Raw genomic sequence first — 24719 nt, 5'->3', positions numbered from 1 at the left:
ACTATGAAAATTACAATAGTTGCTGGCGCAAGACCCAATTTTATAAAAATCGCCCCTATCATAAAAGCGATAGAGAAAAAACAAGCTGAAGGAGCGAAAATCTCGTATCGATTGGTTCACACTGGACAACATTATGACAAAAACCTCAGCAATACATTTTTTGAAGAATTAAATATTCCTGAGCCCAATGCAAACTTAGAAGTAAAAAGCGGCACACAATCGGTACAAACTGCCACAATAATGGTTGCTTTTGAACAAGAATTACTGCAAAATCCATGTGATTTAATTTTGGTGGTTGGCGATGTCAACTCGACTATGGCCTGTGCGATTGTTGCTAAAAAATTAAATATTAAAGTAACTCATGTAGAGGCTGGTATTCGTTCAGGTGATATGACAATGCCAGAGGAAATCAATCGAATTGTTACGGATAGTATAACCGATTATTTTTTCACAACCTCAACTTGGGCAGGAGAAAATTTGTTGAAATATGGAGCAGATTCTTCGAATATTCATTTTGTTGGAAACGTAATGATAGACACTTTGTATCAAAACATAAATCGAATTTCAGCACCGGTTTTTTGGAATGAATTCAATTTAGAAACCAAAAATTACATCATTTTGACTTTACACCGTCCCTCAAATGTTGATGAAGAGCAATCATTGATTCAACTTTTGCAAGGAATTGATAAAATGGTTGGTGATAAAAAAGTGATTTTTCCTATTCATCCGAGAACAAAAGCGATTTTAGGAGAAACAAATTTGAACTTAAAAAACATTCTATTTGTTGAACCACAAGGGTATTTAAATTTTATGTTTTTAATTAAAAACAGTTTTGCTGTAGTTACAGATTCTGGCGGAATTTCAGAAGAAACAACGGTTTTAGGGATTCCTTGTTTCACCATGCGAAACAATACCGAAAGACCCGAAACACAAACCATAGGCACTAATACTTTAGTTGGTACATCGATTGAGAATCTAAAGAAAATGTTTAGCGATTTTGTTCAAAATGGTAGTCGAAAAGCAGGAATTCCTGAACTTTGGGATGGAAAAGCTTCTGAACGAATAATTGATATTTTACTTTCAAAAAAACAATGAAAGAAATCCTCATCATATCTAATTATTATCCACCGGAGAAAGGTGCGGCAGCGAATCGAATCGAGCAGCTGGCTTTAAAATTACATCAAAATAATTATACAGTTTCTGTAATTTGTCCCTTGGCGAATTATCCAAAAGGCGAACTATTTCCGGAATACAAAGGCAAATTTTCTGTTACTGAAAATCTACAAAATATTATTGTAAAACGTCTTTGGATTTATCCGAGCAACAGTAAAAATATAATCAAGAGACTATTATCGGTTTTATCCTTTTCTTTTGGATTGTTTTTTTACTTATTATTTCAAAAAACACCTCAAAAAGTAGTGGTTCAATCACCTCCATTATTACTTTCTTTTATTTCAGTTTTAGTTCTTTCGCTGAAGCGGAAAAAAATTATTCTGAATGTTTCTGATTTATGGCCATTGGCTGCAGTTGAATTAAATGCTTTAAAAGCCAATTCATTTTCGCATCGTGTTTCTTTATTTTTAGAACGTTTTATCTACAAAAAAGCAAGTTTAATTTTAGGCCAATCCAACGAAATTATTACTCATGTCCACTCTATTTTTCCTGAAAAAAAGTGTTTTTTATATCGCAATTTTCCTGACCATAAAACCATTGAAATGGATTTAGAAACCCGAGAAAATGAGCCTGTTAAAATTTTCTATGCCGGTCTTTTTGGGGTGGCACAAGGTGTTTTAGAATTGTGCGAAAAAATCAACTTAGAAGGATTAAATATCGAGTTACACCTATTTGGTGATGGCGCTGAAAAAAAACAAATAGAAGCCCTAATTCAGTCCAGAACAGATAAGAAAATTATTTTTTACGGAATGATGGACCGCAACACTTTGCATAAAATGTTAAAAACGTTTGATATCACAATAGTACCATTAAAAACAAGAATTTATGGTTCAGTTCCTTCTAAAATTTTCGAGTATGGCGCATTAGGATTTCCTGTTTTATACTTTGGTGGTGGTGAAGGAGAAATCATAACAGAAAAGCATAATTTAGGCTGGGTAGCCAAAGTAGGAAACTATGATGATTTGAACGAAAAACTGCAAACTATTTCAAATATTCAAAAAGCAGAATTAGATTTAATGAAAAAACGAATTTTTAATGACGTTCAAACTTCGTTTAATCTTGATATACAAATAGAAGATTTGATTCAACAAAATGTTTTCTAATACGCTTTTTCTTCTCCTTTAAAAATATTGACAACTGTTTGAGAAATTATTTTTAAATCTAAAATTAAGGACCAATTTTCAATATAAAAAACATCAAATTTTATTCTATTAATCATATCGGCTTCTGTCTCGATTTCACCTCGAAAACCACTCACCTGTGCTAATCCGGTAATCCCTGGTTTAACATAATGGCGTACCATGTATTTTTTAACTTTATTTCCATAGGCTTTATTTTGAGCCCAAAGATGTGGCCGCGGACCTACAACTGACATGTCTCCGAGTAAAACATTTAAGAATTGAGGCATTTCGTCTAAACTTGTTTTCCTCATAAACTTCCCTATTTTGGTAACACGCGGATCGTTTTTTGAAGCTTCTTTTTCTGTTGTTTTATTGATTTTCATCGAGCGAAATTTATAACAGAAAAATTCATTTTCATCAATTCCTGGTCTTCCTTGTTTGAAAAAAACCGGACCTCTGGATTCTAACTTTATTAAAATTGCCAATAATGGAATTAACCACGATAAGAGAAATACAATAATTATACTAGAGAAAACAATGTCAAAAATCCTTTTAAAGATCATTGTAGCAGGCTCATGAAGCATGGTTTTTTTTAAAGAGAGTACCGGGAAAAATTCGTAGTAGTCAATTTTCAAATTTTTTGAAAAAATCTCTTTTGTATCCGGTATGAATTTTATCGCTTTATTGTTTTCATCTGCAAAATCAATTAAATCTTTCAAATGCTCATTGGAAATTTCGTTTAATGAGCAATAAATTTCATCTACACAATTTTCAATTACAAAGGGTTTCAAATCTGCTAATTTCCCTTTAATATTTTGATTTGATTTTTTATCTGAAAAATAGCCTAAAAAGCGATACCCATAATCATTTCTGGTTTCAAAAAGATTTTTTAATTCTATCGCCTCAGGAGTATATCCAATAATGACAGCACTTCTATAATTACTTCCGGTTATAATCCTATATTCTTTTAAATAGTAAAACAACAAAAATTTTGAAATAGTAATTAGTAACATCACAGAGGATATAAATAGGGCAATCACTACTCCGTTAAACACGACTTGTTTTGAAAACGGAAAAAAAGCAATGGTTATTAAAAGAAACAAAACGCCCTGTTTTACTAGTTTTGATATTATTTCAAGCGGAGTTGTAAAGCGATATATTCCGTAGAACCTTACAAAAAAAGCAACTGTACCCCATCCAAGTATCTGATAAATAAGAAAGTGCTCAATCTTAAAATTAAGGTCTTTGAAAAAGAAAAAACCAAGAGTCAAAATAACCATTAGATCTATTGAGATACTAATGGGTCTAATGTACTTTGAATATCTTCCTGTTCGAGATGCACTCATAATTAACGAATATAACCTGGTTGGTTTTTTATCGGTTTAAAAAAATTCCTGTTACTTTATATAACTGGAAAAATCTTTATGTTCCTCTTTAGAAAGTTCCTCTTTAGATAACGATTTGAAATAATCATAGGTGATTTTCATTCCTTCAGCACGACCTATTTTGGCTTCCCATCCAAGCAATTCTTTTGCCTTCGTGATATCTGGCTGACGCTGTAAAGGGTCATTTACCGGTAATGGATGATATACAACTTTTTGATTAGTTCCTGTCAATTTTATAATTTCTTCCGCAAAATCCTTGATGGTGATTTCATCTGGATTTCCAATATTTACCGGATAAACATAATCGGAATGCAGTAATCTGAAAATACCTTCGACTTGGTCATCCACATAACAAAACGAACGGGTTTGCATTCCGTCCCCAAAAATAGTTAAGTCTTCCCCACGAATTGCCTGACCAATAAAAGCAGGAATTACGCGGCCATCATTAAGACGCATTCTAGGTCCATAGGTATTAAAAATTCTAACAATTCGGGTTTCTACGCCATGAAATGTATGGTACGCCATCGTTATAGATTCCTGAAAACGTTTTGCTTCGTCATAAACACCTCTTGGTCCGATTGTGTTTACATTTCCATAATATTCTTCCGTTTGTGGATGAACCAATGGATCTCCGTACACTTCAGACGTAGATGCAATAAGAATTCTGGCATTTTTTACTCTTGCCAAACCTAAAAGATTGTGCGTCCCAAGAGAGCCTACTTTTAAGGTTTGTATCGGGATTTTTAAATAATCTATTGGACTTGCAGGCGAAGCAAAATGAAGAATATAATCTAGTTGACCCGGAACATGAACAAATTTTGTAATATCATGATGATAAAATTCAAAATTCTCCAGTTTGAACAAATGTTCTATATTTTTTAAATCTCCCGTAATGAGATTATCCATTCCAATAACAAAATAGCCTTCTTTAATAAAACGGTCACAAAGATGTGATCCTAAAAATCCAGCTGCTCCGGTGATAAGTATTCTTTTCATATAGATTTTATAGTTTAGAACTATTCTTGACCTCATAAAGAGGTTTCTGTCAAAAATAAACTTATCATTAGGATTGTGAAAGAAATAAGGCAAAATATTTTTTTAATAACCTTTTATTTATGTCCCGTTATTGGTGAAACATTTCAAATTATCCTATTTTTTCTAAAACAAACACGTTGTTGAAATAAGCTGTTTTATCAATTGGCAATACAAAACTGAAAAGCATTCCAAAAAAATTAAAAAAGACAATGAAAGGAATTAGGAAAACCTGTCTTACGTTTTTATTGTTTGGCAGTATATTCTTTATATAATTTAAATTGAATTGAAAAATAACTTCTATATAATTTCCTGTTTTAAAATTGTCAACCACCTTGAAACCATTTTTTTGATACAAATGTTGTAAAGCTGGTGTTGTATACCTTGCAAAATCATATGGCATTTCATGTTCTTCCCACATAAATGGAGTCGTTATTAAAGCCGTCCCATTTTTCTTTAATACTCTATTAAATTCCTTTAATAATTCATCAATATTAAAAACATGTTCTAAAACTTCGGTACACAAAAGAGAATCAAACCGTTCATTTTCAAATGGAATTTCTTTTCCATCATAAAATTTATCTACTTCATTATAGTTTTGTTCTCTCCCTTCAATCTTATAATCCACACCAATATATTCCTTTACATTTACAAATAGATTTTTATAAGGCTTTGTTCCACAACCAAAATCCAACAAAGAACCATTGAGTTTATGAGCATTATTTTTTATGGCGCTTCGAATTGATTTTCGGATAAGAAAATTATAATTAATGAAAAAACCTATAATCCCGGGATGAAATTTTTCTTTCTTAATCTTTTGTTTGATGAACTCTTTATGCATTAAAATTCTTTTTTTCAATATTAAATAAACAGCATTTATTCCAAATAAATAGATTCTAGTTCGAAAATATTTTTTTTAATATCATAGTTTTCGGAATAAGAAGTAAACGCATTTTTTGACAATTTATCCAATAATTCTTTATCACTCAATAGCTTCAAAATTTTATTTTTAAAACCTTTTAAATCCTCATTTTCAATAACAAATCCATTATAATTATCAATAATTAAATCTTTATTTCCATCGCAGTTAGTAACTACACAAGCTTTAGATAATGCCAAACTTTCAATAATAGAATATGGCATTCCCTCATATCTGGACGTTGAAATATAGAATTTAGATTGATTAATTATATTAAAAACATCGGTTCTTTCTGTCCACTTTATAAGAGTGACATCATTAGTCATGTCTAATTCCTGAATCAACTTTTTAACGGATTCTAACTGTCCAGATACTGGGCCAACTCCCATTACGATTAAATGAATTTTAGCTTCTTTATTAACTTCATACATTACCCGTATCATTTGTTCAATGTTTTTTTGATACGATGGACGCCCAACGGTACAAATATAATCTTCAGGCCAAGTTTTAGTAATAAGTAAGGGTTGAGTTTTAGTTATTGGCTCAATACAATTATTGAATACCATTACACTTTTAGGTTTATAACCAACGACTTCAATCGCTCGCTTTTTTTCGGATGCTGATGTGGCCAAAAGTAGACTATTCCCATTGGCAAGAACCTTTTCAATACTCAAAAAAAGGTTTTTTTTCACTCTATTTTGTGTGCTTAAATACGAAAAAGCATGTGGCGTATAAATGACTTTTATTCCTAATAATCTGCCAGTGATTCTACCTATAATACCACCTTTAGCACTGTGAGCATGTATTAAATTTGGTTTTTCTTTTTTTAGAATTTTATAGGTTTGAAATAATGATTTAATATCATTCAGTATTGAAATGTCCCTAAAAATAGAAACTTTATATTCTTTTACCTCATGGCCATTTTTATCAAAAAAAGGCTTGTTTGTGTCTTTGGTCCCATGAACAACAATGTTTTCAAACAAATCAGTATCCATATTTTCTAAAACAAGTCTCAAATATACATCCACTCCACCTATAGAATGTAATACATGAACTATCTTTTTTTTTGCCATTTTTATGATGTAAAAGAATAATAATCTTCACTTATTCCTTGTGAATTTAGTATCACAAATCAAATGTATCACAAATTTAATGATTACAAAGTATTGATTTAAATTATCTCATGAGCACCTATTTTAAAAAATAATCCTACCTATATATAACATCTATTAAGTTTCTCCGATTAAAAAAAATAACGATATTTACGGAAATTTTTATTTCTATCATTTAAAATAAATTCAAATGAAAAATACGTTTATGATTGCGACTCTAGTTGCTTTATTTTCATTGTCTTGTGGAAACAAGAAAGAAGAAACGACACAACAAGATGCCATTCAAGAGGTTGATTCTAAAGCGTCTAATGAAGTAAAAGTTGAAGTTACTGACTTTGATCGTTACGAAGGTAAAATTGTTTTGGGAACTAATGGTCAATGGTATTTAATAAAAGAAGGAGTTCGCTGGAGAACTAATTCTATAGCCGCAACAGATGATTATATTAAAACACTACCTCCCGGAAAAGATTATGTTGTAAAAAATGTACCTATTGAAACATTACAACAATTTTCAGAAGTTGGAGAAATTTATCCAAATTTAGAATTCAAAAAAGATGTAATTAAAACCGCTAAATAAGCGGTTTTTTTTATGTCATTTTAAAATAATTATGCAACAGGCCGCTTACTTTTTTGTTGAAGCCAATAACTGGCAAATATAGAAATCCATAATCCGCTGAAAACAATTCCATCAAAGCGAAGCAGGAAATCATCTGTAAAGTTTGAAGTGAAAAACAAAAAAAAGAAAGAAATTATAACTGCATTTTTTGTCTTAATTCCTAAATAAGCAATAAATCCAATATAGAATAAGGCTGTAATAGGTCCCAATATTCCAAATTTTAATAAATAATCTAAAAATTGATTGTGTGTTGGGAACTCATATTTTGCCAAAAATATTTGATTCGTTTCTTTAAAATACTTTACTAATTCTGTCTTTCCGTCCGATGCTCCCACTCCAAAAGGAAGATTTTTAAGGGACAATTCCCATGCTGATTTCCAGATGGATAATCGGGTTACAAAAGAACTGTAAACCGCTATTTCGGGATGATCTATCTCATCTAATTTCCCCACTTTATCCATATTCGAAAAAATTTGAGTCGAATACTTTTCCTTCATGAAAGGATTCTTTTGTATGAATAAAAATAAAACAGAACCAATTAAAAGCAACATAATAATTGCTCTTTTGAAGATAACCTTAGAACTATATCTTTTGGAAATTTGAAAATAACCCACCGTCATAAAACCAAACAAAGTGCCTAATAATGCCATCCTGGTATTCACGTATAAAACAAAAAAGAAAGAGCTGATAAAAAGCATTAAATCTCCTATTTTATACCATTTAGTATAATGTGCTTTAGAAGTTTCAAGCAAAAAATAAAGATTAGAAAACGCTACAAAAGCCAAGTGCATATTGAGTGCCGGTGCATGAATACCAATACTTTCAGAAAACACATAACCCATTTCCCAAAGATGAATCCCATTCAGATATTTAAAAAAATGTTCCGGATACAATAGTATAAAACGCCCAAAAAAGAATGCCATAATAAAGGTTGTTCCAATGCAATAGGCTTTTAAAATTTTAAGAAATTGAATTCGTTGATAATTTCCAATTATAAATATTGGAAAAAAAAGTAATGAAAGACTTTTCTCCAATGATTTTAAACCCAACACATAAGAGTCATTATTTACAAAAAACAACATTTCCATCAAAAATGGAGCTGCTATTACCAACATAATTGGCAATTGGCTTTTTGAAAATTTTATTTTTTTTAAAAACAACAAATTGAAAACAACAAAAACGATCAAAAAAACAGTGCATAGTTTTCTGAAAATTAAAGTGATAGCAATTAAAAATAAAAATAAATTAAATACTTTGTTGAATGTCTTTTCTGAAATGTTCATAATACAATGCAAAATATATTAAAGGGAAAAGGCCTATTTTATGTCTAATGGAAGTCCCTAAATCAGGCTCAAATATACCTTGAACTATGAAATAAGCAAATAAAATTAGTAATATCCACAACTCAAATTGATATTGTTTTCTGTTTTTTAAACATCTGGAAAACCGAACAAATAAAATATAAAAAATCAATAATTGCCATAGCACAAAGGCCAATACTTGAGGAGATAAAATATGCTTAATTGCTTCAACTATAGGCACATTTACTGCCATAAAACCATAGACAATACCAAATGCTTCACCATACCAGGTGTCTTGTGATATTGGTGATACTATGGCCGTATTTATATTGTTTTTATTGATATTATTAATCACATAATTCTCCCTTGTTAGTTTAGAAATATACTCTCCTCTTACAACTCCATGACTCAGTGATAAAAAAATGGCAATCAGTAATCCATAAAAAATAGTAGAAAATGTTTTGTTCTCAAATTTGATAAATGACAATACATACATCCCTATTGCAAATATTGGCAGCAATATATAATAGGGTCTGAAAAACGAAAAACAAGCAATTAAAATAAGTGAAAAAATGATTTTAAATCTTGGCTTTTTATTGGATTGGAATATAAAAGGAATTGTACAAAACATTAAAAAAGTTATAAATTCCTTAGTAGGCATAGACATGTATATTCCCGTGAGAAGTAAAGCAACATAGACCAAACCATTTTTTACATTTAACTTATGGAAGTTAGATGGCACACCAATTTTATAATATATATATGTTACTATAGGAAATTGAATTAAGGCAATAAGAAAAAAAGGAAGATGTCGCAGGCCTGTAAGCTTATAAAACATAATGGCAAACGGGTAACTGCCAAACCAGCCTATTTCATGGAACTTGTCAAATACTATGATTACAGTATCGTTAAAATATCTTTCCGGTAAAATATAAGGCGTCAGAAAGGCTACTATTAAATTACAAAAAAACAACCCTATAAATACCGCCTTATTTCTTTTAATTTTTATTTTCATGTAAATGATGGTTCGATTTAAATGTAAATCATAATTTCGTTTTTTTATAAAACAAATTCATCTTTGCATATATACTCATAAATTTTGGTAACACAGAAAACGGTAAAATTTTATAAAATGAATTTACTTTATCTACTGTGATGTTTCTTCCTGAAGAAATTAAATTTTTCCATGAAGATAATTCCTTAATAAGCACTTTTTTATTGTTTAAGGAAAGTTTATCAAAATGCATTAATATTACAACATAATAAAAAGACCAATAATTTTTCATGGCCAGCTGCAGTGTCTCTTTTTCGTTTTGAATTTCAATTAATCCCTTTTTTACCGACTTATGAATGTCTAAAACAGCTTGCTCATTCATAGAGTAAACCTCTGATCCCACTCTTAATTGCCTATACATATAAAATGATTTAGGATAAATACAATAGGTATTTATGTGGTTCATCAATTTGGCACACCATTCCATATCTTCATATTTTAGGTTCAGAGGAAAAAACAAATCATTGTCGATTAAAATAGATCGTTTAATTATTTTATCCCAAGGACTTGATGCATATAAATGATAATAAACCAAGTCTAGGGCATCGTCTTCAAAGTTTCCTGAATTATGCTTTAGTTTATTTTGATTGTATTTGCATTTTATGTTGTTAGTAGAAAAATATCGGCTTTCTTCATGAATAATTATATCAAAATCATTGTTCTTTATTAAAATAGCCATTTCATTTAATACAAAGTCTCCACTCCAAAAATCATCACCATCCACAAATATCACATATTGTCCACGAGCTTTTGACAGTCCATAATTTCTAGAATCCGCTGCCCCACCATTTTGTTTATCCAGTAATTGTATTCTTTCATCTCTACTTTTATATTCCGAACAAATGGCTAATGAAGTGTCCATCGAACCGTCATTAACTAAAATTAATTCAAAATTAGAAAATGATTGCTCTAAAATACTATCTATACATTGATTCAAATACTCTTCAACATTATAAACCGGTACAATTATACTAAAAAGAATATTTTTATTTACCTTATTCATTTAATGCATTATAATTAATAGTTTGTCTTTTTTATAAACAATAAATGCAGTAATAATATTCCAAAAAAGTAAGCTAGACACAAAAGCAATTGCCGCACCAGTAAGAGAATATATTGGAATTAATATAAAATTAAGAATAAAATTCAGGAATACTGCTGAAATTAATACCACTTGAAAAATACGCTGTCTTCCAGTCATGTTCAAATAAATAGTCGTTATCCCAAATAAAGAAGCTAATAATTGACCCGCCATCAATATTAAAAGTGCTTGTTTGGCTTGTACATAATTAGGTCCAAAGAAATGGAGGATACTTTCAGAATAAAAACAAACGACCACAACAATAGGCAGTGTAAGAAAAAAAATTATTCTGGAACTTTGTTTCATTGTGTTTAAAAGAGCAGTCTTATTATTATCTGTAAATTGTTTTGCAATCTTTAAAGAAACCGATATAAAAACAGAGTTATTAATCAAAAATAAAATAGAGACCAACTTCATCGCAATTGAATAATAAGCAACTATTTCGTCTCCTTTGAATTTTTTTAAAAAAACAACGTCTAAAGTCAGCATCAAAAAAATGGCTAAATTACTTACCGCCATTGGGTACGATTTTGACGCAATAAATGAATAGGAAAAACGACTGCTGTCACTTTTATTAGAGGAAACAAATCCTTCTTTTTTTAAAATCCAAATAACAATTCCTGTTGTTATAATTGCCAGCGCTATAAATCCTATTAAAAAAGTATCGATAAGATACATTTCCTGATGAAAATAAAGTAAAACTATAGCTCCAAATATGACTGACAAATATTTGAATAGGTTTCTAAACAGTTCTGCCATATATACCCTTCCTAATGCCCTTATTGTTTCTGTATTAAATAGAGTCAAGGAATAAAAGAACAATACTACCACCGCTTTTAAGACTAATCTATAAGTATTATTATCATTAAAAAAAAAGATTATGATGCTTTTTCCAAAAAAGAAAAAAAGGACTAATACTACAACGGACAATATTAAAATAAGCGAAATAATTCTCAGATATATTGTCTTTAATTTTTCTGTTTCATTTGTACTTTTTAAAATACCTGTAAAATATAAGATGGACTGATCCGAACCCAGAATACATATACTGCTTAAAACCAAAAGGATTTTTTGTATAAAGTCGAATTGACCAATGATTTTTGGGTCGTAATTATGCGTTAAAAACAATGAAAATCCAAAAAGGGTAACTACACCTATAATTCTTAAAAACATCGTTTTTAAACTCTGTAAAACAAATGGATTTTTTTTTATTTTATTGAAACCCATATTGATTTTTTCAAAATTTAAGGAAATGATAGTATCTGATTAATTAAAACCCTATTCGTCTGTATTTAGTTTTAAAAAGAAAGTGAAAAACAATTAAATCATTTTTGATTTTTCCAACTGACTTTTATAATACGCTAAAAATAAACGAATTAAAATAAATGATAGTAAAAATAAAACTGGCAAAACCAATTTTAACTTTCCATTGACTGAGTTTGTATTTTCAATATTTAAGGTTGAACTATTGTCTTTTATAATTTTATCCAATCCAACTAAATCTACTCTATGATTTCCTTGTTCATTAATTAAAGTCTCTTTCGTTTTAATAACATCGTTAAGCTGTGTATTCTCATTATAGTAAACAAGTTTATCGCTTTTTTGAGCCCCATTTACCATATTAGAAAACCCATTCAAAACACCATTTATTTGTGAAATAATAGTGTCATTTTGAATCATTTTTATTTGAATATTATTTACTGTCTCTTTTTGGACTTTTTTATAGTAATCCGTTTCGTTTAAATAGATTAAAATAGGTTGAACAGTTTCCGTATTATTTGTTTGGTTTTTAGTTTTGAAAGTAATCGTATGTAAGCTGTAATTCTTACTGGTCAAATTATCTTCAAGGATTTTTTTTATATCTCCACCCTCAGCCATCAACTTGATTAATTCAAAGTTCTCTGTCTTGTTTTCAATGAATTTATAAACGTCCGTTATGGGTTTGATTTCAATTTTAATTATTTCTTTAGGATTTTTAATCCCTACAATTTCTTTCAGAAAAACGGTATCCCGCTCTTTGATTTTAGATTCAATCAAGTCAATTTTTGAATATAAATAATCCGTGCTTTCAAAATTTGGGGTAACTATAATTTGATGATCATAGGTTTTTTTTGTCACATCCAAATAAAATCCTAATCCAACTCCAATTACCAACAAAATCAAAATTACAATAGCATTTTTTACAAAAAACTGAATACATCTAAACAAAAAGGTATTAATCCATTCAAATAATCTTCCTATTTTTTTAGAAATTTGTGTTAAATCAATCTCCTGATCTTCTTGGTTATTGGGTTGGTTTTTGTTCATCCTATATTTTTATTTTACGTTGAAAATTTGTTCCAATATCTTTATTGTAATCAAATAAGTAGGTTTTACTCCCGTAGTACCTAGTCCGCCTGAAGCCAATGTGCTTCCGGTTTCCAGAGGATTATCTGATGCATAATATGCGTATCTCACTTTGATATCATGAGGAACACTCTTTCTGATTTTTGAAGCAGATTGGATGGCTTTTTGGTAATATGAACCTTCCATTTCCAATCCTATAACTCCCCAAGTTGATTCATGGAAAAATTTCAATAAATCTCTGTTTTGTAATGAAGTCCCCAAAACGGTGACCATTGGTCCGGCAAAAACAGCAATATCATTTCCTTCAAACATATCAGCAGTCAATTCATTTTCGAAAAAATAATTATCCGCTGTTCCTTCATTGATGTGTGCATTCGGAATCATAATATCTCCTTTTCCACCTTCCAGAATTCCCGCTTTTCCCATGATAGAAACTGATTCCACATTAAGCAAAGTCGCTTTTTTATACGGCTTCAATAACTCATCAATGGTTTCATAAGCTTGCTCCCCAAAAGCATAATCCATAACAATAAGCACCGGTTTTTTATCTCCGGTATTTGCTTTTGGAAATGATGTTTTGGACCAATCAATTTTAGCGGTATCAAAAATCTGTACATCTATATTTGTTCCGGAAGTATCCAGTAACGAAATCATTCCGTGTTTCAAAGCTACTGCTGAAACCTGATTGCGAACTTCGTTCGCACCCGATTTGCTTAATTCTTCATAAATAAAGAAATCCGATTTGTCTTTAAACCTCGTTTTTAAAACCTCTGTGGCAAAAATAGAGTTCATCACACTGTGCATGTTCGCGCTAATCACGTGAATCGGTCGGTCCAAAAGTTGGTTTTCTTTCAAAACCTCCTTAATGTTTGTGGCCCAAATTTCGCCGTGAATATGATGTCCCAAACGTTCCCTTAAGATAGGGCTAAACGTTATGGTTCTCTTATTATCGTCAACTATTTCTTCAATCGCCAGTTTTCCTAACCAAAAAATAACGTGCAAAAATCGATCTGGCGCCGCTGTTGAACCGAATGCATCATAAATATCCAATACTTCCTCAAATGTTCTTCCCAGGATATTTGCAGCATGTGAAATGGCTTTTTCTTTTTCTATCTGTGTCAGCTTTTTCTTTTGAGAAACGGCTTGTTCCAGTTTGAACCAATCGCGGGAAACTTCGCCTGCGTCATCTAGTAAAACTCTATTTCTAATTTTGTGGGATTCGATGAAAATAAACGTCAAATGCGTCAAAATATCATAAATATCTGAACGTCCGCGGGTGATTTCCACGTTCATTTGTTCTTCGTCTATACGGTAACAATTGCGTCGTCTTTTTGGTGGAACAATCGCTTGAAAATGAGATTTTGAATACCCTTCTTCCGAAGTTAAATTGATGAATCTACATTCTTCAATTCCTACCGGAAGACGCTCTATAACATACAAAAGTCCATTTAATTCTACTTTTTCATCTGCAATATTTCCATATATTTCTGGGCTTAATGCCAATAATGCTTCTCTCAATGTATCTCCGGAAACTCCCATTGGCTTATAAAATCCTCTATTGAAAAGATGACGCATGGTGATGTACATTTTTTCAATTGCTGCCGATGATTCTTGCGCTCTGGAGCGTGATATATTTTTAGTCTCTTTCATTTTCTAATTATTTTCTAACCTTCAAAGGTAACTCTTTTATTTATTTTTTAATAAATCTACTATATTTCTGTCATTAGAGAGTCTCGGAATTTTATTTTGTCCTCCCAGTTTGCCTATCGATTTCATATAATCCTGAAACCCATTCTTAGCCACTTTGGTGACAACCACTTTACGCAACACTTTGCCCACAATCAAATCGTCATAATACACATTTTGTTTGCGCATGGCGGTATCTATCGCTTCCGCAAAAGATACGCTGTCTTCCGGTTCGTTCTCAAATTCGATGAACCATTCGTGGTACGGCAATCCTTCTACCGGCGTGATTTGTGGCGCAACGGTAAATTCATTGATGCGAATATCTGTTCCAATAATTGCTTCCTGCAACGCACTTTCCACTTCCTTGCCAATCACATGTTCTCCAAAAGCCGAAATATAATGTTTGATTCTTCCGGATACTATAACTCTGTAAGGTTTTAAACTGGTAAACTGAACGGTATCTCCAATATTGTAGCCCCAAAGTCCCGCATTGGTAGAAATAATCAGGACATAATTCACACCCAGTTCTACTTCGCCGATGGTGTATCGTTTTGGATTTTCAGTATAGAATTCGTCACTTTTTATAAATTCATAGAAAATTCCGGAGTCCAAAAGCAGTAACATTCCCTTTTCTTTTTGCGAATCCTGATAGGCAAAAAAGCCTTCCGAAGCCGGAAATAGCTCAATACTGTCTACTTTTCGTCCAATAAGATTCTCAAATTTGGCGCGATACGGTTCATAATTCACACCACCGTAAATAAACAAATTGAAGTTTTTGAAAATGTCTCCTACGGGCTTCCCTCCTTTTTGATTTAGTTTTTCAAAATACATTTGAACCCAAGACGGAATTCCAGAAATAACTCTCATGTCTTTATTAAAAGTTTCCTCTACAATCGCATTTACTTTGGTTTCCCAATCTTCAATACAATTGGTTTCCCAAGAAGGCATTCTGTTTTTTTGAAGGTATTTTGGAACAAAATGAGCGACAATTCCAGACAATCTGCCTAATTTAACTCCGTTTTTTTCTTCTAATATTGGGCTTCCTTGCAAGAAAATCATTTTCCCATCCACAAAATCAGCGTTTCCGGTTTCATGAATGTAATGTAGAATTGCATTTCGAGCCGCTTCAATATGAAACGGCATGGATTCCTTAGTCAACGGAATGTATTTTGCCCCAGAAGTAGTTCCGGAAGTCTTGGCAAAATAAAGCGGTTTTCCTTTCCAAAGTATATTCTCCTGGCCTTTTACCACCTTATCAACATAAGGTTTCAATCCTTCATAATCTCTTACTGGAACTTGTTTCGCAAAATCCTGTTGAGTTTTTATTTGGTCAAAATGATGGTCAATACCAAATTGTGTTTTCTTCGCTTCTTTGATTAATTTTTGCAAAACCTTCTTTTGAGTTTCAATAGGATTATTGGCCCAAAGTTGTGTTTTCTTGTATATTTTTTGTGCAAATAATTTTGCAGCCGTAGATTTTATTGACATTTTTATTTTTGTTCTTTAAAAGATAAAAGTTGGTTTTTTTACTCTTTTTTTGATTTTTTAGAAAGTGCTTTTTTTTCTTCTTTCGCCACTTGTTCTCTCAGTTCCAGTTCTTGTTTTGATGCAGCTAAATCAGCTTGAGAAGGCACTTCATCCGCAGCCGAAAGTATCGAATCTTTATTGAATTTTGCATATTCTAACTCTCCTGTCAACACTTTTTGAATCGACTGGATGTACGCTTCATTTTTCTTTAAAGCTCGTGTCAAAGAATCTGATTTCAAAGCCAGTTCCATTGCGTCCTTCTTTAATTTTGAGGAAGAATAACCGGGTATAAATTCTCGTAATGGGGTAAAAGCAATAATAAAAGTAGTAACAAATGTAATTATTATCGCTCCTAAAGTCGCTACCACAAAAACATTCATTAAAGTAAGTTTCAAAGAAAATGTCTCTTCAAAAGTATCTTCGTTAAGTATTATTAAACGTCGTTTATTGAATAAATTTTCCTTGAGTTTGCGCCGTTTTAGTCGTTTTTTTGACATACTTTTTTATTATTGAACAAATATAACAATTATTGTCGTTGATTGTATTCGCTTGTTTTTGTTCACTTTTTTTCATCTAAATTTATTTTTAATAAATTTTTAACGCTTTTGAAACCAAATAAATGTACCAAAATGAGTTTCCGTTAACTAATTCTATATACCTTTGCCATTAGAGTTATTACAAATTTGCTTAAGCAATAAATTATTCAATCATGGGAAGATTAGGTGTTACAGAAATCCTTGTTATATTGGCGATTGTTTTATTACTTTTTGGAGGTAAAAAAATTCCAGAATTAATGAAAGGTCTAGGAAGCGGAATTAAAGAATTCAAAAACGCAGCCAAAGACAATCAGCCAGCTGATAAAAAAGAAGAAGAAGAAACAAAATAAAAAAAAGGCTTTTCAATTGAAAAGCCTTTTTTTTATTTTAAAGTATCATACTCAACTGAATCCGTTTTCTATCCTCATCGACTTCAGTCACTTTTACCTGAACATGTTGGTGTAATTTTACCACTTCATTCACATCGCTTACGAAACCTGCTTTGAGTTGTGAAATGTGAACCAAACCACTTTCTTTCACTCCAATATCCACAAAACAACCAAAATTGGTAATATTATTTACAATTCCAGGTAAGACCATTCCCGTTTTTACATCTTTTATCGTTTTTACATTCGGGTCAAATTCAAATACTTTCGCAGATTTTCTTGGGTCTAATCCCGGTTTTTCGAGTTCTTTAATAATGTCTTTCAATCCCAATAAACCTATTTCTGGAGTAATATAATTTTCTGGTTTTATCAAAGCGGTTTTCTCTTTGTTAGCAATCAAATCATTTACTGTCAATTTCAAATCTTTTGCCATTTTCTCCACAATTCCATACGCTTCCGGATGCACAGCCGAATTATCCAACGGATTTTTCGCATTCGAAATTCGGATAAAAGCAACGCCTTGTTGGTACGCTTTCTCGCCCAAACGCGGCACTTTTTTGAGTTGTTTCCTGTCTTGAAAAGGACCGTTTTCGGAACGGTATTGCACGATGTTTTCGGCCAGCTTCTCTCCTATTCCACTCACATAACTCAACAAATGTTTACTTGCTGTGTTGATATTTACACCAACCGAATTCACGCAACGAATCACCGTACTGTCTAATTCTTCTTTCAACTTGTTTTGATCCACGTCATGTTGATATTGGCCTACGCCAATGGCTTTTGGATCAATTTTTACTAACTCCGCCAATGGATCACTCAATCGTCGTCCGATAGAAACCGAACCACGAACCGTCACATCAAAATTAGGAAATTCGTCTCGAGCGATTTTTGAAGCTGAATACACCGATGCTCCGGCTTCGGAAACAATAAAAACCTGAACCGGTTTATCGAAAGCTATTTTCTTGATAAAAAATTCGGTTTCACGTGAAGCCGTTCCATTTCCTATTGAAATAGCATCAATTTTATACGAATTCACCATTGAACGAATTTTTTTCATCGCCATCGCTTCCTCTTTTTGAGGCGCATGCGGATAAATTGTTTCGTTGTATAACAAATCCCCTTTTTCGTCCAGACAAACAATTTTACAACCACTTCTAAATCCTGGATCAATCGCCAGAATTCGTTTTTCACCCAAAGGCGGAGCTAATAATAACTGTCCAAGATTATTCGCAAAAACCTGAATCGAATTAGCATCAGCCTTCGCTTTTGCTTCTTGCAAGGCTTCATTTGAAATGGCTGGATTTAGCAATCGTTTGTAACTGTCTTCGATGGCTAATTGTACGTGTGGCGTGGTTTTATTTTGACCTTTTAAAACTAACGCATCAATAATATCATACGCTTCATCAATATCAACTTCTACTTTAAACTTGATAAAGCCTTCATTTTCGGCACGAAGCATCGCTAATAACCGATGCGATGGTGCTTTAGTCAACGGTTCTGACCAATCGAAATACTGATTGAATTTCTGCGCCGCTTCGTCGTCTTTCTTCGTTTTTACTACTTTGGTGGTAATGGTTGCTTTGCGTTCGTACAATCTTCGGAGTTGCTTTCGAACATAAATATTTTCATTAATCCATTCGGCAATAATGTCTCTTGCTCCTTGCAAAGCTGCTTCTTCATTGATTACATTTTCATTCAAATATTGTGTTGAAATGAAATCGACATCATCATTATTTTGCGCCATGATGATTTTTGCCAACGGTTCTAATCCGTTTTCACGGGCAACATCGGCTTTCGTTTTTTTCTTCTTTTTGAATGGCAGATAAAAATCTTCCAATTCTTGTAAATCGAAGCTCTGTTGGATTTTTTTTTCTAATTCTGGACTAAGTGAATTTTGTTCCTGAATCGATTTTAAAATCGCTTCTTTACGTTTTACAATAACCTCGTATTCTTTTTGGAGCTTTGCAATTTGTTCTATTTGTACTTCATCCAGATTTCCTGTTGTATCTTTTCTATACCTCGAAATAAACGGAATCGTACAATCTTCTTGTAATAATTGAACGGTTTTTTCAATGTTTATTGCTGCTGTAGCAACGATTTTTGATATGAATTGTATATTAGTCATTTTAAATTTAAGATTATAAAATCATGTTGCTAAAATAGTATCTTTGAGTCAAAACTCCTTATTTATGTCTTTTTTATTCTGGTATTTTCCACTTATTAATTTAGTTGCTTTTTCAATAATAGGAGTTGACAAACGGCTGGCCATACAGCAAAAAAGGCGCATTTCTGAACGTAATTTATTGCTTACGAGTCTAATCGGCGGAACAATTGGTTCCGGTTTAGCGATGCTTTTTTTTCGACACAAAACTTCTAAAATGTCTTTTTTATGGAAGTTTTTTTTAATTGGGATATTGCAACTTTTTATAGTGTATTTCTATGTTATAAAATCTAAATAATTACTCTTGTTGATTACTTCAAAAGTAGCTTCCGGATAGGCTTTTGCGAAAGCAGCAGGAATTTTGACTTTTTTGGTTTCACTCCACTTAAACTCAAATCCAGCCAGTTCTTCGCCTTTTTCCTCAAGCCAGTCTAGTTCTTGCTGATCATAAGTCCGCCAGAAATAATTATTCGTTTTTATTTTTAGGTAATTTTGCTTTTTAACGCGTTCTACCGCCAAGTAATTTTCCCATAAATCACCCACATCTGTTCTAGAATCCAATCGGTTGAAATTATTAATGATGCCGTTTCTAATGCCATTGTCATAAAAATACCAACGGCTGGATTTCACAATTTCTTTTCGAAGATTGCGACTAAACCCTTCTACTTTGAAAATAATAAACACTTTAGAAAGCAAATCTAAATAGTTAGCAACTGTGTTTTTAGACATTTGCAACTGATTTGCTAATTCCTGCAACGAAACTTCTTTTCCTAATTGATAGGCTATCAAACGCAGCAAATCATATATTTTATCGGCGTGTTTTATTCCTTCAAAAACTAAAATATCTTTCAGTAAATACGAATTGATGATTTCATATAAATACTCTTTTTTATCCTCCCAATCTGAATATTGAATCAGTTCCGGATAACTTCCAAAGAGTAATCTTTCCTCTAATTTTTCTGTAGTTTGTTTGTAATTTTCGTATTGGGAATATTCCATTTGTGCCAATGGAAAAAGATACAACGTGTTTTTTCGTCCTACTAATGGTTCACCAAGATTGTTGTTTAAATCAAATATTGAGGAACCTGTAGCAATGATTTTGATTCCATCAATAGCATCCACAATCAATTTTAGAATAAGTCCAATATCAGGAATCGTTTGGGCTTCGTCTATAACCAGTAAATCAATATTGAGTAATAATCGCTTGTAATTTGCTACAGAACGTTCTTTGAGCAGATTAGCGTCATTAATATCTTCCCCGTTCAGTTGCAAATAACTTCCATCAGGAATAGTTTGAAGGTAATTTTTTATTAGTTCGGTTTTTCCAACACGACGAGCACCTAGTAAAATCAATACTTTATTAGGAAGTACTTTGTTACCAAAATCTTGAAACACTGCTCTTTTTAAATAATTTTCCATTCTATTTGATTTAGAAATCTAAACCAAATATAATCAAAAAATAGTAATTCAGTCAGTACGTTGACTAAATTAATGTAAATTCAGTCAACGTACTGACTGAATTAATGTAAATTCAGTCAATAAAAATTTCTAACAAGAAATTTTATCTACTCTATTTTGGTGTCTTCCACCTTCAAATTCGGTGTTTAAGAACGCTTCTACCATTTCTACTGCTTGTGGAATTGAAGTAAAACGAGCGGGAATACTAATAATATTCGCATCATTGTGTTGACGCGCCAAAACTGCAATTTCTTTCATCCAACATAAAGCAGCGCGAACTTTAGACTGTTTATTCACTGTCATAGAAATTCCGTTTCCGCTTCCGCAAATAACAATTCCAAAATCAGCTTTTCCCTCAGCAACATCGGTCGCAACCGGATGACCAAAATCAGGATAGTCCACACTGTCTGCTGAATCTGTTCCGTAATTAGTTACCTCATGTCCTTTTGCTTTAAGCATTTCAACAATTGCTTTTTTGTAATCTGGTCCTGCGTGATCGTTTCCTATGGAGATTTTCATCTTATATGTATTAAGTTGTGTGGTGCAAATTTAAATAAAGAAATCTAGTTTTGCAGAATTTAAATTTCGCTTCTTTATTCGCTTCTTTAATTGATTATTACAATTGATATAAGTCAGGAAAAATATAAGTTAACAGGATATTTTATAACTATCAGATTTCTATTATATTAGCGGTTATCAACAATTCCAATAAATCTATAAATAGCTGTAAATCAATGTGGATTTTATATTTAAAATGTTAAAAATTTACATTGTTAATAGCAAAACGCAATTGCCTGATATTCAGTTAACTTTAAATTAACATACAATGTTCATAACTTTAGATAGAATATTAGAAGTTTTTTATGGTTGTATCCAAAAAATAAGTAATCCAAAACCCACATTAGAAATCCAAATTAAGTTCGTTGAATTTTTAGAATAGTTATCAATATTAAAAAGTAGTTTATCAACAAATTTTAGAAAAGTACTTATTTACAAAATCAATTCTTTTTAGATTATTAACCATTGTTAATTAAAATTAGAAAAGACTTTAAAACGAATACTTTAGTATAAAATAACTATGTTGATAAGTCCGTATAACATCTTTTAACTTGATTTCAATACATTTTAAAATAAATTTATTGCCACTATTAACACACTATAATAACAACCAAGAAAGAATTTAAATTTAATTTTTCTTTTTGTTTATTTAAATATATGTTGACAACTTTGAAAAAATTAAAATTTAAAAAATAGATTTTACTGTTCTAATTTCCTTTAAACGATTTTTAGATTGTTATTCAAGTCATCAAGAAATTCTTGCACTTTTTCAAAATCATTGATGTGAATTTTAAGCTTGATTCCACCGTAGGCAAAACTCCCAAATGGATCAACTGAAACTAAGGTTTCGTTTTCAAAAAAATAATTAATTTTTTCTTGTTCCAATAAATGCTTCAGCACTACAATTTCATGTGAATAATTAAAAATCGCAATTGTTTGAAAGTCTTCCATTTTAATTGTTTTTATAAAGATACAACTATTCTTTAAAGTTATATTTTCTTTAAAACTGTTAGCTCTTTACCGAAAACAGTTAAGTATTTTGTAATTTTAAACTTTTAAGAAAAGATATATGAGTAAAAGATTAAGAAAGCCGATAAAAAAAGAGAAAGACTACTCTGATAAAATATTAAAAATATTATCGCAAAGTGCTAATAAAGCATTCAATTATAAACAAATAGGAGCAAAGCTGGAACTCGATGATACCCAAAGCAGAAATCAAATTATAAAAGATTTGAAGATTCTGGCTTCTCAAAATAAAATTATAGAATCTGAACCTGGTAAATATTTAGTAAAAGCAATAAGCAAAGACTATTACGAAGGTAAAATTGACATGACGGGACGTAAAACAGCTTATTTTGTTTGCCCAGATTTAGAAGAAGATGTTTTTATTCCTACCAATAATTTGAACCATGCTTTAGACAAAGATATTGTCAAAGTGTATGTTTACAATCGAAGAAAAGGAAAAAGACCTGAAGGTGAAGTCATTGAAGTGATTGAAAGAAATAAAACTGACTTTGTTGGTGTAATTGACATTCAAGCTAATTTTGCTTTTGTTTCTACTGCAAATCCAAAAATGTATACTGATATTTTTATTCCAAAGGATAAAATAGGCGAGGCAGAGCAAGGTGATGTAGTTTTGGTTCATATCGAAGATTGGCCAGCCAGAGCTGATAGTCCTTTTGGTTCCGTAATAAAAGTTTTAGGGAAACCAGGAGAACACGATACAGAAATTCATGCTATTCTTGCTGAATACGGATTACCATCAGAGTTTCCTATTGAAGTAGAAACGTTTGCACAAAAAATTGATACTTCAATAGAAGAAAGTGAGATTGCCAAACGTCGCGATATGCGTGATACATTGACTTTTACCATTGATCCAAAAGATGCAAAGGATTTTGATGATGCTTTATCATTTAAAAAATTGGAGAATGGTAATTACGAAATTGGTATTCACATTGCCGATGTTTCCCATTATCTTCAAGAAGGAACAATCCTAGATGATGAAGCCTATCAAAGAGCAACATCAGTTTATTTAGTAGATAGAGTAGTACCAATGTTACCGGAAGTATTATCAAATTTTGCTTGTTCATTGCGTCCAAATGAAGAAAAATATACGTTTTCGGCTATATTCGAAATTACCGAAAAATCTCAAGTGGTCAATCAATGGTTTGGTAGAACAGTAATTTATTCAGATCAAAGATTCTCTTACGAGGAAGCGCAATACATCATAGAAACCAAGGATGATGTTATTCCGGAAGAAATTTCTATAACTGGAAGTTCGTATCAAGTTTCAGAAGCAATTGTTGCAGCGACGCTAAAAATGGATGAATTAGCTAAAATTTTCAGAAAAAGAAGAATGGCTGACGGAGCGATTTCTTTTGATAAAGTAGAAGTGAAATTCAATTTAGATGAAGCTGGAGAACCTCAAGGTGTTTATTTTAAAATATCAAAAGATGCGAATCATTTGATTGAAGAATTCATGCTTTTGGCCAATAAAAAAGTAGCAGAATATATTGGAAAACAAAAGAAAACCTTCATTTACAGGATTCATGATGAACCAAATGAAGATAAATTAATTGCCATGCAAACGGTAATTGCCAAGTTTGGTTACAAAATTGATTTCCGAAACAAAGGTGATATTTCTAAATCATTGAATGCGTTGATGGAAGAAGTGAATGGTAAAAAAGAGCAGAATTTAATTGATACGCTTGCGATTAGAAGTATGAGTAAAGCCAAATATTCTACGGATAACATAGGACATTATGGTTTGGCTTTTGAATATTATTCTCATTTTACCTCGCCAATTCGTCGTTATCCGGATGTAATGGTGCATCGATTATTACAACATTATCTTGATGGAGGAAAATCAGCTGATGAAGAAACGTATGAAACAAAATGTTTGCATTCATCTACAATGGAAGGTTTAGCAACCAATGCCGAGCGTGATTCTATCAAATACATGCAGGTAAAATACATGCAGGATCATCAGGATCAGGAATTTTTAGGTGTAATTTCTGGTGTGACAGAATGGGGAATTTATGTAGAAATCATCGAAAATAAATGTGAAGGAATGTGTAGAATACGTGATATAAAAGACGATTATTACACTTTTGATGAAAAACAATATGCACTAACTGGCGCAACTTCTGGCAGATTATTACAATTAGGAGATGAAATTTACGTTAAAGTAAAAAATGCCGATTTAGTTAAAAAACAACTGGATTTTAATTTTTTAAGAAGAATTGAAGAACCAATTAAATAAAAAAA

At 31.5% G+C, this 24719-nt stretch carries 22 protein-coding genes; 6 read left to right on the top strand and 16 right to left on the bottom strand.

Annotated elements, in window-relative coordinates; all coding sequences use genetic code 11:
* The first annotated feature begins 3 nt into the window (after positions 1-3).
* Both wecB and CLV00_RS04285 read left to right on the top strand, forming a co-directional pair.
* Complete coding sequence (gene wecB, locus CLV00_RS04290; protein ID WP_099713972.1) at positions 4-1095, top strand: non-hydrolyzing UDP-N-acetylglucosamine 2-epimerase; 1092 nt, start codon at positions 4-6, stop codon at positions 1093-1095.
* Entirely contained in the window at positions 1092-2276 is a 1185-nt protein-coding gene (locus tag CLV00_RS04285) for a glycosyltransferase family 4 protein (protein WP_099713971.1), read from the top strand. The genes wecB and CLV00_RS04285 overlap by 4 nt, the downstream gene beginning before the upstream one ends.
* Here the strand turns inward: CLV00_RS04285 and CLV00_RS04280 are convergent.
* The 4 genes from CLV00_RS04280 to CLV00_RS04265 all read right to left on the bottom strand — a co-directional run bounded on the left by CLV00_RS04280 (position 2273) and on the right by CLV00_RS04265 (position 6703).
* Positions 2273-3640, bottom strand: a complete 1368-nt coding sequence (locus CLV00_RS04280; RefSeq protein WP_099713970.1) for an undecaprenyl-phosphate glucose phosphotransferase — start codon at positions 3638-3640, stop codon at positions 2273-2275. The two genes, CLV00_RS04285 and CLV00_RS04280, sit on opposite strands and share 4 nt — an antisense overlap.
* Before the next feature lie 51 nt (positions 3641-3691).
* The gene (locus CLV00_RS04275) at positions 3692-4675 is read right to left on the bottom strand and encodes a UDP-glucuronic acid decarboxylase family protein (protein ID WP_099713969.1); all 984 of its coding nucleotides are present in this window, start codon (positions 4673-4675) and stop codon (positions 3692-3694) included.
* Positions 4676-4823: 148 nt separating this feature from the next.
* Positions 4824-5552, bottom strand: coding sequence for a class I SAM-dependent methyltransferase (locus tag CLV00_RS04270; protein ID WP_099716230.1), 729 nt, complete (start codon positions 5550-5552; stop codon positions 4824-4826).
* A gap of 35 nt (positions 5553-5587) precedes the next feature.
* Positions 5588-6703 carry a glycosyltransferase gene (locus tag CLV00_RS04265; protein ID WP_099713968.1) on the bottom strand — a complete coding sequence of 372 codons (1116 nt, stop codon included), beginning with the start codon at positions 6701-6703 and terminating at the stop codon, positions 5588-5590.
* Between the two features lie 229 nt (positions 6704-6932).
* Between CLV00_RS04265 and CLV00_RS04260 the strand changes: the two genes are divergently transcribed.
* Positions 6933-7319 (top strand): hypothetical protein, encoded by a 387-nt coding sequence (locus tag CLV00_RS04260; protein WP_099713967.1) that lies wholly within the window; start codon positions 6933-6935, stop codon positions 7317-7319.
* A gap of 29 nt (positions 7320-7348) precedes the next feature.
* Here CLV00_RS04260 and CLV00_RS04255 read toward each other — a convergent pair whose 3' ends face one another.
* The 8 genes from CLV00_RS04255 to CLV00_RS04220 form a co-directional block, all read right to left on the bottom strand.
* On the bottom strand, positions 7349-8473 hold the full coding sequence (locus CLV00_RS04255) for an O-antigen ligase (protein WP_233206855.1): 1125 nt from the start codon (positions 8471-8473) through the stop codon (positions 7349-7351).
* A gap of 130 nt (positions 8474-8603) precedes the next feature.
* Positions 8604-9674, bottom strand: coding sequence for a hypothetical protein (locus tag CLV00_RS04250; RefSeq protein ID WP_099713965.1), 1071 nt, complete (start codon positions 9672-9674; stop codon positions 8604-8606).
* A gap of 28 nt (positions 9675-9702) precedes the next feature.
* Positions 9703-10716 carry a glycosyltransferase family 2 protein gene (locus CLV00_RS04245; protein ID WP_099713964.1) on the bottom strand — a complete coding sequence of 338 codons (1014 nt, stop codon included), beginning with the start codon at positions 10714-10716 and terminating at the stop codon, positions 9703-9705.
* Positions 10717-11967 carry an MATE family efflux transporter gene (locus CLV00_RS04240; RefSeq protein ID WP_233206854.1) on the bottom strand — a complete coding sequence of 417 codons (1251 nt, stop codon included), beginning with the start codon at positions 11965-11967 and terminating at the stop codon, positions 10717-10719.
* Positions 11968-12114: 147 nt separating this feature from the next.
* Positions 12115-13101, bottom strand: coding sequence for a hypothetical protein (locus tag CLV00_RS04235; RefSeq protein WP_099713962.1), 987 nt, complete (start codon positions 13099-13101; stop codon positions 12115-12117).
* Between the two features lie 9 nt (positions 13102-13110).
* The gene (locus tag CLV00_RS04230; protein WP_099713961.1) at positions 13111-14790 is read right to left on the bottom strand and encodes a hypothetical protein; all 1680 of its coding nucleotides are present in this window, start codon (positions 14788-14790) and stop codon (positions 13111-13113) included.
* 36 nt (positions 14791-14826) lie between these two features.
* Positions 14827-16314, bottom strand: a complete 1488-nt coding sequence (locus tag CLV00_RS04225) for a GH3 auxin-responsive promoter family protein (protein WP_099713960.1) — start codon at positions 16312-16314, stop codon at positions 14827-14829.
* A 38-nt stretch (positions 16315-16352) separates the two neighbouring features.
* A complete protein-coding gene (locus tag CLV00_RS04220) occupies positions 16353-16850 on the bottom strand; it encodes a peptidase (protein ID WP_099713959.1) in 498 nt (165 codons plus the stop codon).
* Between the two features lie 212 nt (positions 16851-17062).
* Between CLV00_RS04220 and tatA the strand changes: the two genes are divergently transcribed.
* Complete coding sequence (gene tatA / locus CLV00_RS04215) at positions 17063-17239, top strand: twin-arginine translocase TatA/TatE family subunit (RefSeq protein ID WP_099713958.1); 177 nt, start codon at positions 17063-17065, stop codon at positions 17237-17239.
* Positions 17240-17276: 37 nt separating this feature from the next.
* On the opposite strand, the gene CLV00_RS04210 is transcribed toward tatA, so the two are convergent.
* The gene (locus tag CLV00_RS04210; RefSeq protein ID WP_099713957.1) at positions 17277-19400 is read right to left on the bottom strand and encodes a Tex family protein; all 2124 of its coding nucleotides are present in this window, start codon (positions 19398-19400) and stop codon (positions 17277-17279) included.
* Between the two features lie 64 nt (positions 19401-19464).
* Here CLV00_RS04210 and CLV00_RS04205 point away from each other — a divergent pair, with 64 nt between their 5' ends.
* Positions 19465-19734: a DUF1294 domain-containing protein gene (locus tag CLV00_RS04205; RefSeq protein ID WP_099713956.1), complete on the top strand. Its 270-nt coding sequence runs from the start codon at positions 19465-19467 to the stop codon at positions 19732-19734.
* Here CLV00_RS04205 and CLV00_RS04200 read toward each other — a convergent pair.
* The 3 genes from CLV00_RS04200 to CLV00_RS04190 all read right to left on the bottom strand — a co-directional run bounded on the left by CLV00_RS04200 (position 19713) and on the right by CLV00_RS04190 (position 22403).
* Positions 19713-20855 carry an ATP-binding protein gene (locus CLV00_RS04200; protein WP_099713955.1) on the bottom strand — a complete coding sequence of 381 codons (1143 nt, stop codon included), beginning with the start codon at positions 20853-20855 and terminating at the stop codon, positions 19713-19715. The two genes, CLV00_RS04205 and CLV00_RS04200, sit on opposite strands and share 22 nt — an antisense overlap.
* 129 nt (positions 20856-20984) lie before the next feature.
* A complete protein-coding gene (gene rpiB / locus CLV00_RS04195; RefSeq protein ID WP_099713954.1) occupies positions 20985-21413 on the bottom strand; it encodes a ribose 5-phosphate isomerase B in 429 nt (142 codons plus the stop codon).
* Positions 21414-22169: 756 nt separating this feature from the next.
* Positions 22170-22403: a hypothetical protein gene (locus CLV00_RS04190; RefSeq protein ID WP_099713953.1), complete on the bottom strand. Its 234-nt coding sequence runs from the start codon at positions 22401-22403 to the stop codon at positions 22170-22172.
* Positions 22404-22521: 118 nt separating this feature from the next.
* On the opposite strand from CLV00_RS04190, the gene rnr reads away from it, so the two are divergent.
* Complete coding sequence (rnr, locus tag CLV00_RS04185) at positions 22522-24714, top strand: ribonuclease R (RefSeq protein ID WP_099713952.1); 2193 nt, start codon at positions 22522-22524, stop codon at positions 24712-24714.
* Positions 24715-24719 lie beyond the last annotated feature (5 nt).

Source organism: Flavobacterium sp. 11 (assembly GCF_002754315.1).
In the GTDB taxonomy this organism is placed as follows: Bacteria; Bacteroidota; Bacteroidia; order Flavobacteriales; family Flavobacteriaceae; genus Flavobacterium; species Flavobacterium algoritolerans.
The sequence above is the reverse complement of the archived record's forward strand: the minus strand, read 5'-3'. Positions and strand labels throughout refer to the sequence as shown.

Excerpts from the sequence above, each read along its gene's own strand:
- wecB (WP_099713972.1), top strand. The coding sequence starts at position 4 with ATGAAAATTACAATAGTTGCTGGCGCAAGACCCAATTTTATAAAAATC.
- CLV00_RS04285 (WP_099713971.1), top strand. The coding sequence starts at position 1,092 with ATGAAAGAAATCCTCATCATATCTAATTATTATCCACCGGAGAAAGGT.
- CLV00_RS04280 (WP_099713970.1), bottom strand. The coding sequence starts at position 3,640 with ATGAGTGCATCTCGAACAGGAAGATATTCAAAGTACATTAGACCCATT.
- CLV00_RS04275 (WP_099713969.1), bottom strand. The coding sequence starts at position 4,675 with ATGAAAAGAATACTTATCACCGGAGCAGCTGGATTTTTAGGATCACAT.
- CLV00_RS04270 (WP_099716230.1), bottom strand. The coding sequence starts at position 5,552 with ATGCATAAAGAGTTCATCAAACAAAAGATTAAGAAAGAAAAATTTCAT.
- CLV00_RS04265 (WP_099713968.1), bottom strand. The coding sequence starts at position 6,703 with ATGGCAAAAAAAAAGATAGTTCATGTATTACATTCTATAGGTGGAGTG.
- CLV00_RS04260 (WP_099713967.1), top strand. The coding sequence starts at position 6,933 with ATGAAAAATACGTTTATGATTGCGACTCTAGTTGCTTTATTTTCATTG.
- CLV00_RS04255 (WP_233206855.1), bottom strand. The coding sequence starts at position 8,473 with ATGTTGGTAATAGCAGCTCCATTTTTGATGGAAATGTTGTTTTTTGTA.
- CLV00_RS04250 (WP_099713965.1), bottom strand. The coding sequence starts at position 9,674 with ATGAAAATAAAAATTAAAAGAAATAAGGCGGTATTTATAGGGTTGTTT.
- CLV00_RS04245 (WP_099713964.1), bottom strand. The coding sequence starts at position 10,716 with ATGAATAAGGTAAATAAAAATATTCTTTTTAGTATAATTGTACCGGTT.
- CLV00_RS04240 (WP_233206854.1), bottom strand. The coding sequence starts at position 11,967 with ATGTTTTTAAGAATTATAGGTGTAGTTACCCTTTTTGGATTTTCATTG.
- CLV00_RS04235 (WP_099713962.1), bottom strand. The coding sequence starts at position 13,101 with ATGAACAAAAACCAACCCAATAACCAAGAAGATCAGGAGATTGATTTA.
- CLV00_RS04230 (WP_099713961.1), bottom strand. The coding sequence starts at position 14,790 with ATGAAAGAGACTAAAAATATATCACGCTCCAGAGCGCAAGAATCATCG.
- CLV00_RS04225 (WP_099713960.1), bottom strand. The coding sequence starts at position 16,314 with ATGTCAATAAAATCTACGGCTGCAAAATTATTTGCACAAAAAATATAC.
- CLV00_RS04220 (WP_099713959.1), bottom strand. The coding sequence starts at position 16,850 with ATGTCAAAAAAACGACTAAAACGGCGCAAACTCAAGGAAAATTTATTC.
- tatA (WP_099713958.1), top strand. The coding sequence starts at position 17,063 with ATGGGAAGATTAGGTGTTACAGAAATCCTTGTTATATTGGCGATTGTT.
- CLV00_RS04210 (WP_099713957.1), bottom strand. The coding sequence starts at position 19,400 with ATGACTAATATACAATTCATATCAAAAATCGTTGCTACAGCAGCAATA.
- CLV00_RS04205 (WP_099713956.1), top strand. The coding sequence starts at position 19,465 with ATGTCTTTTTTATTCTGGTATTTTCCACTTATTAATTTAGTTGCTTTT.
- CLV00_RS04200 (WP_099713955.1), bottom strand. The coding sequence starts at position 20,855 with ATGGAAAATTATTTAAAAAGAGCAGTGTTTCAAGATTTTGGTAACAAA.
- rpiB (WP_099713954.1), bottom strand. The coding sequence starts at position 21,413 with ATGAAAATCTCCATAGGAAACGATCACGCAGGACCAGATTACAAAAAA.
- CLV00_RS04190 (WP_099713953.1), bottom strand. The coding sequence starts at position 22,403 with ATGGAAGACTTTCAAACAATTGCGATTTTTAATTATTCACATGAAATT.
- rnr (WP_099713952.1), top strand. The coding sequence starts at position 22,522 with ATGAGTAAAAGATTAAGAAAGCCGATAAAAAAAGAGAAAGACTACTCT.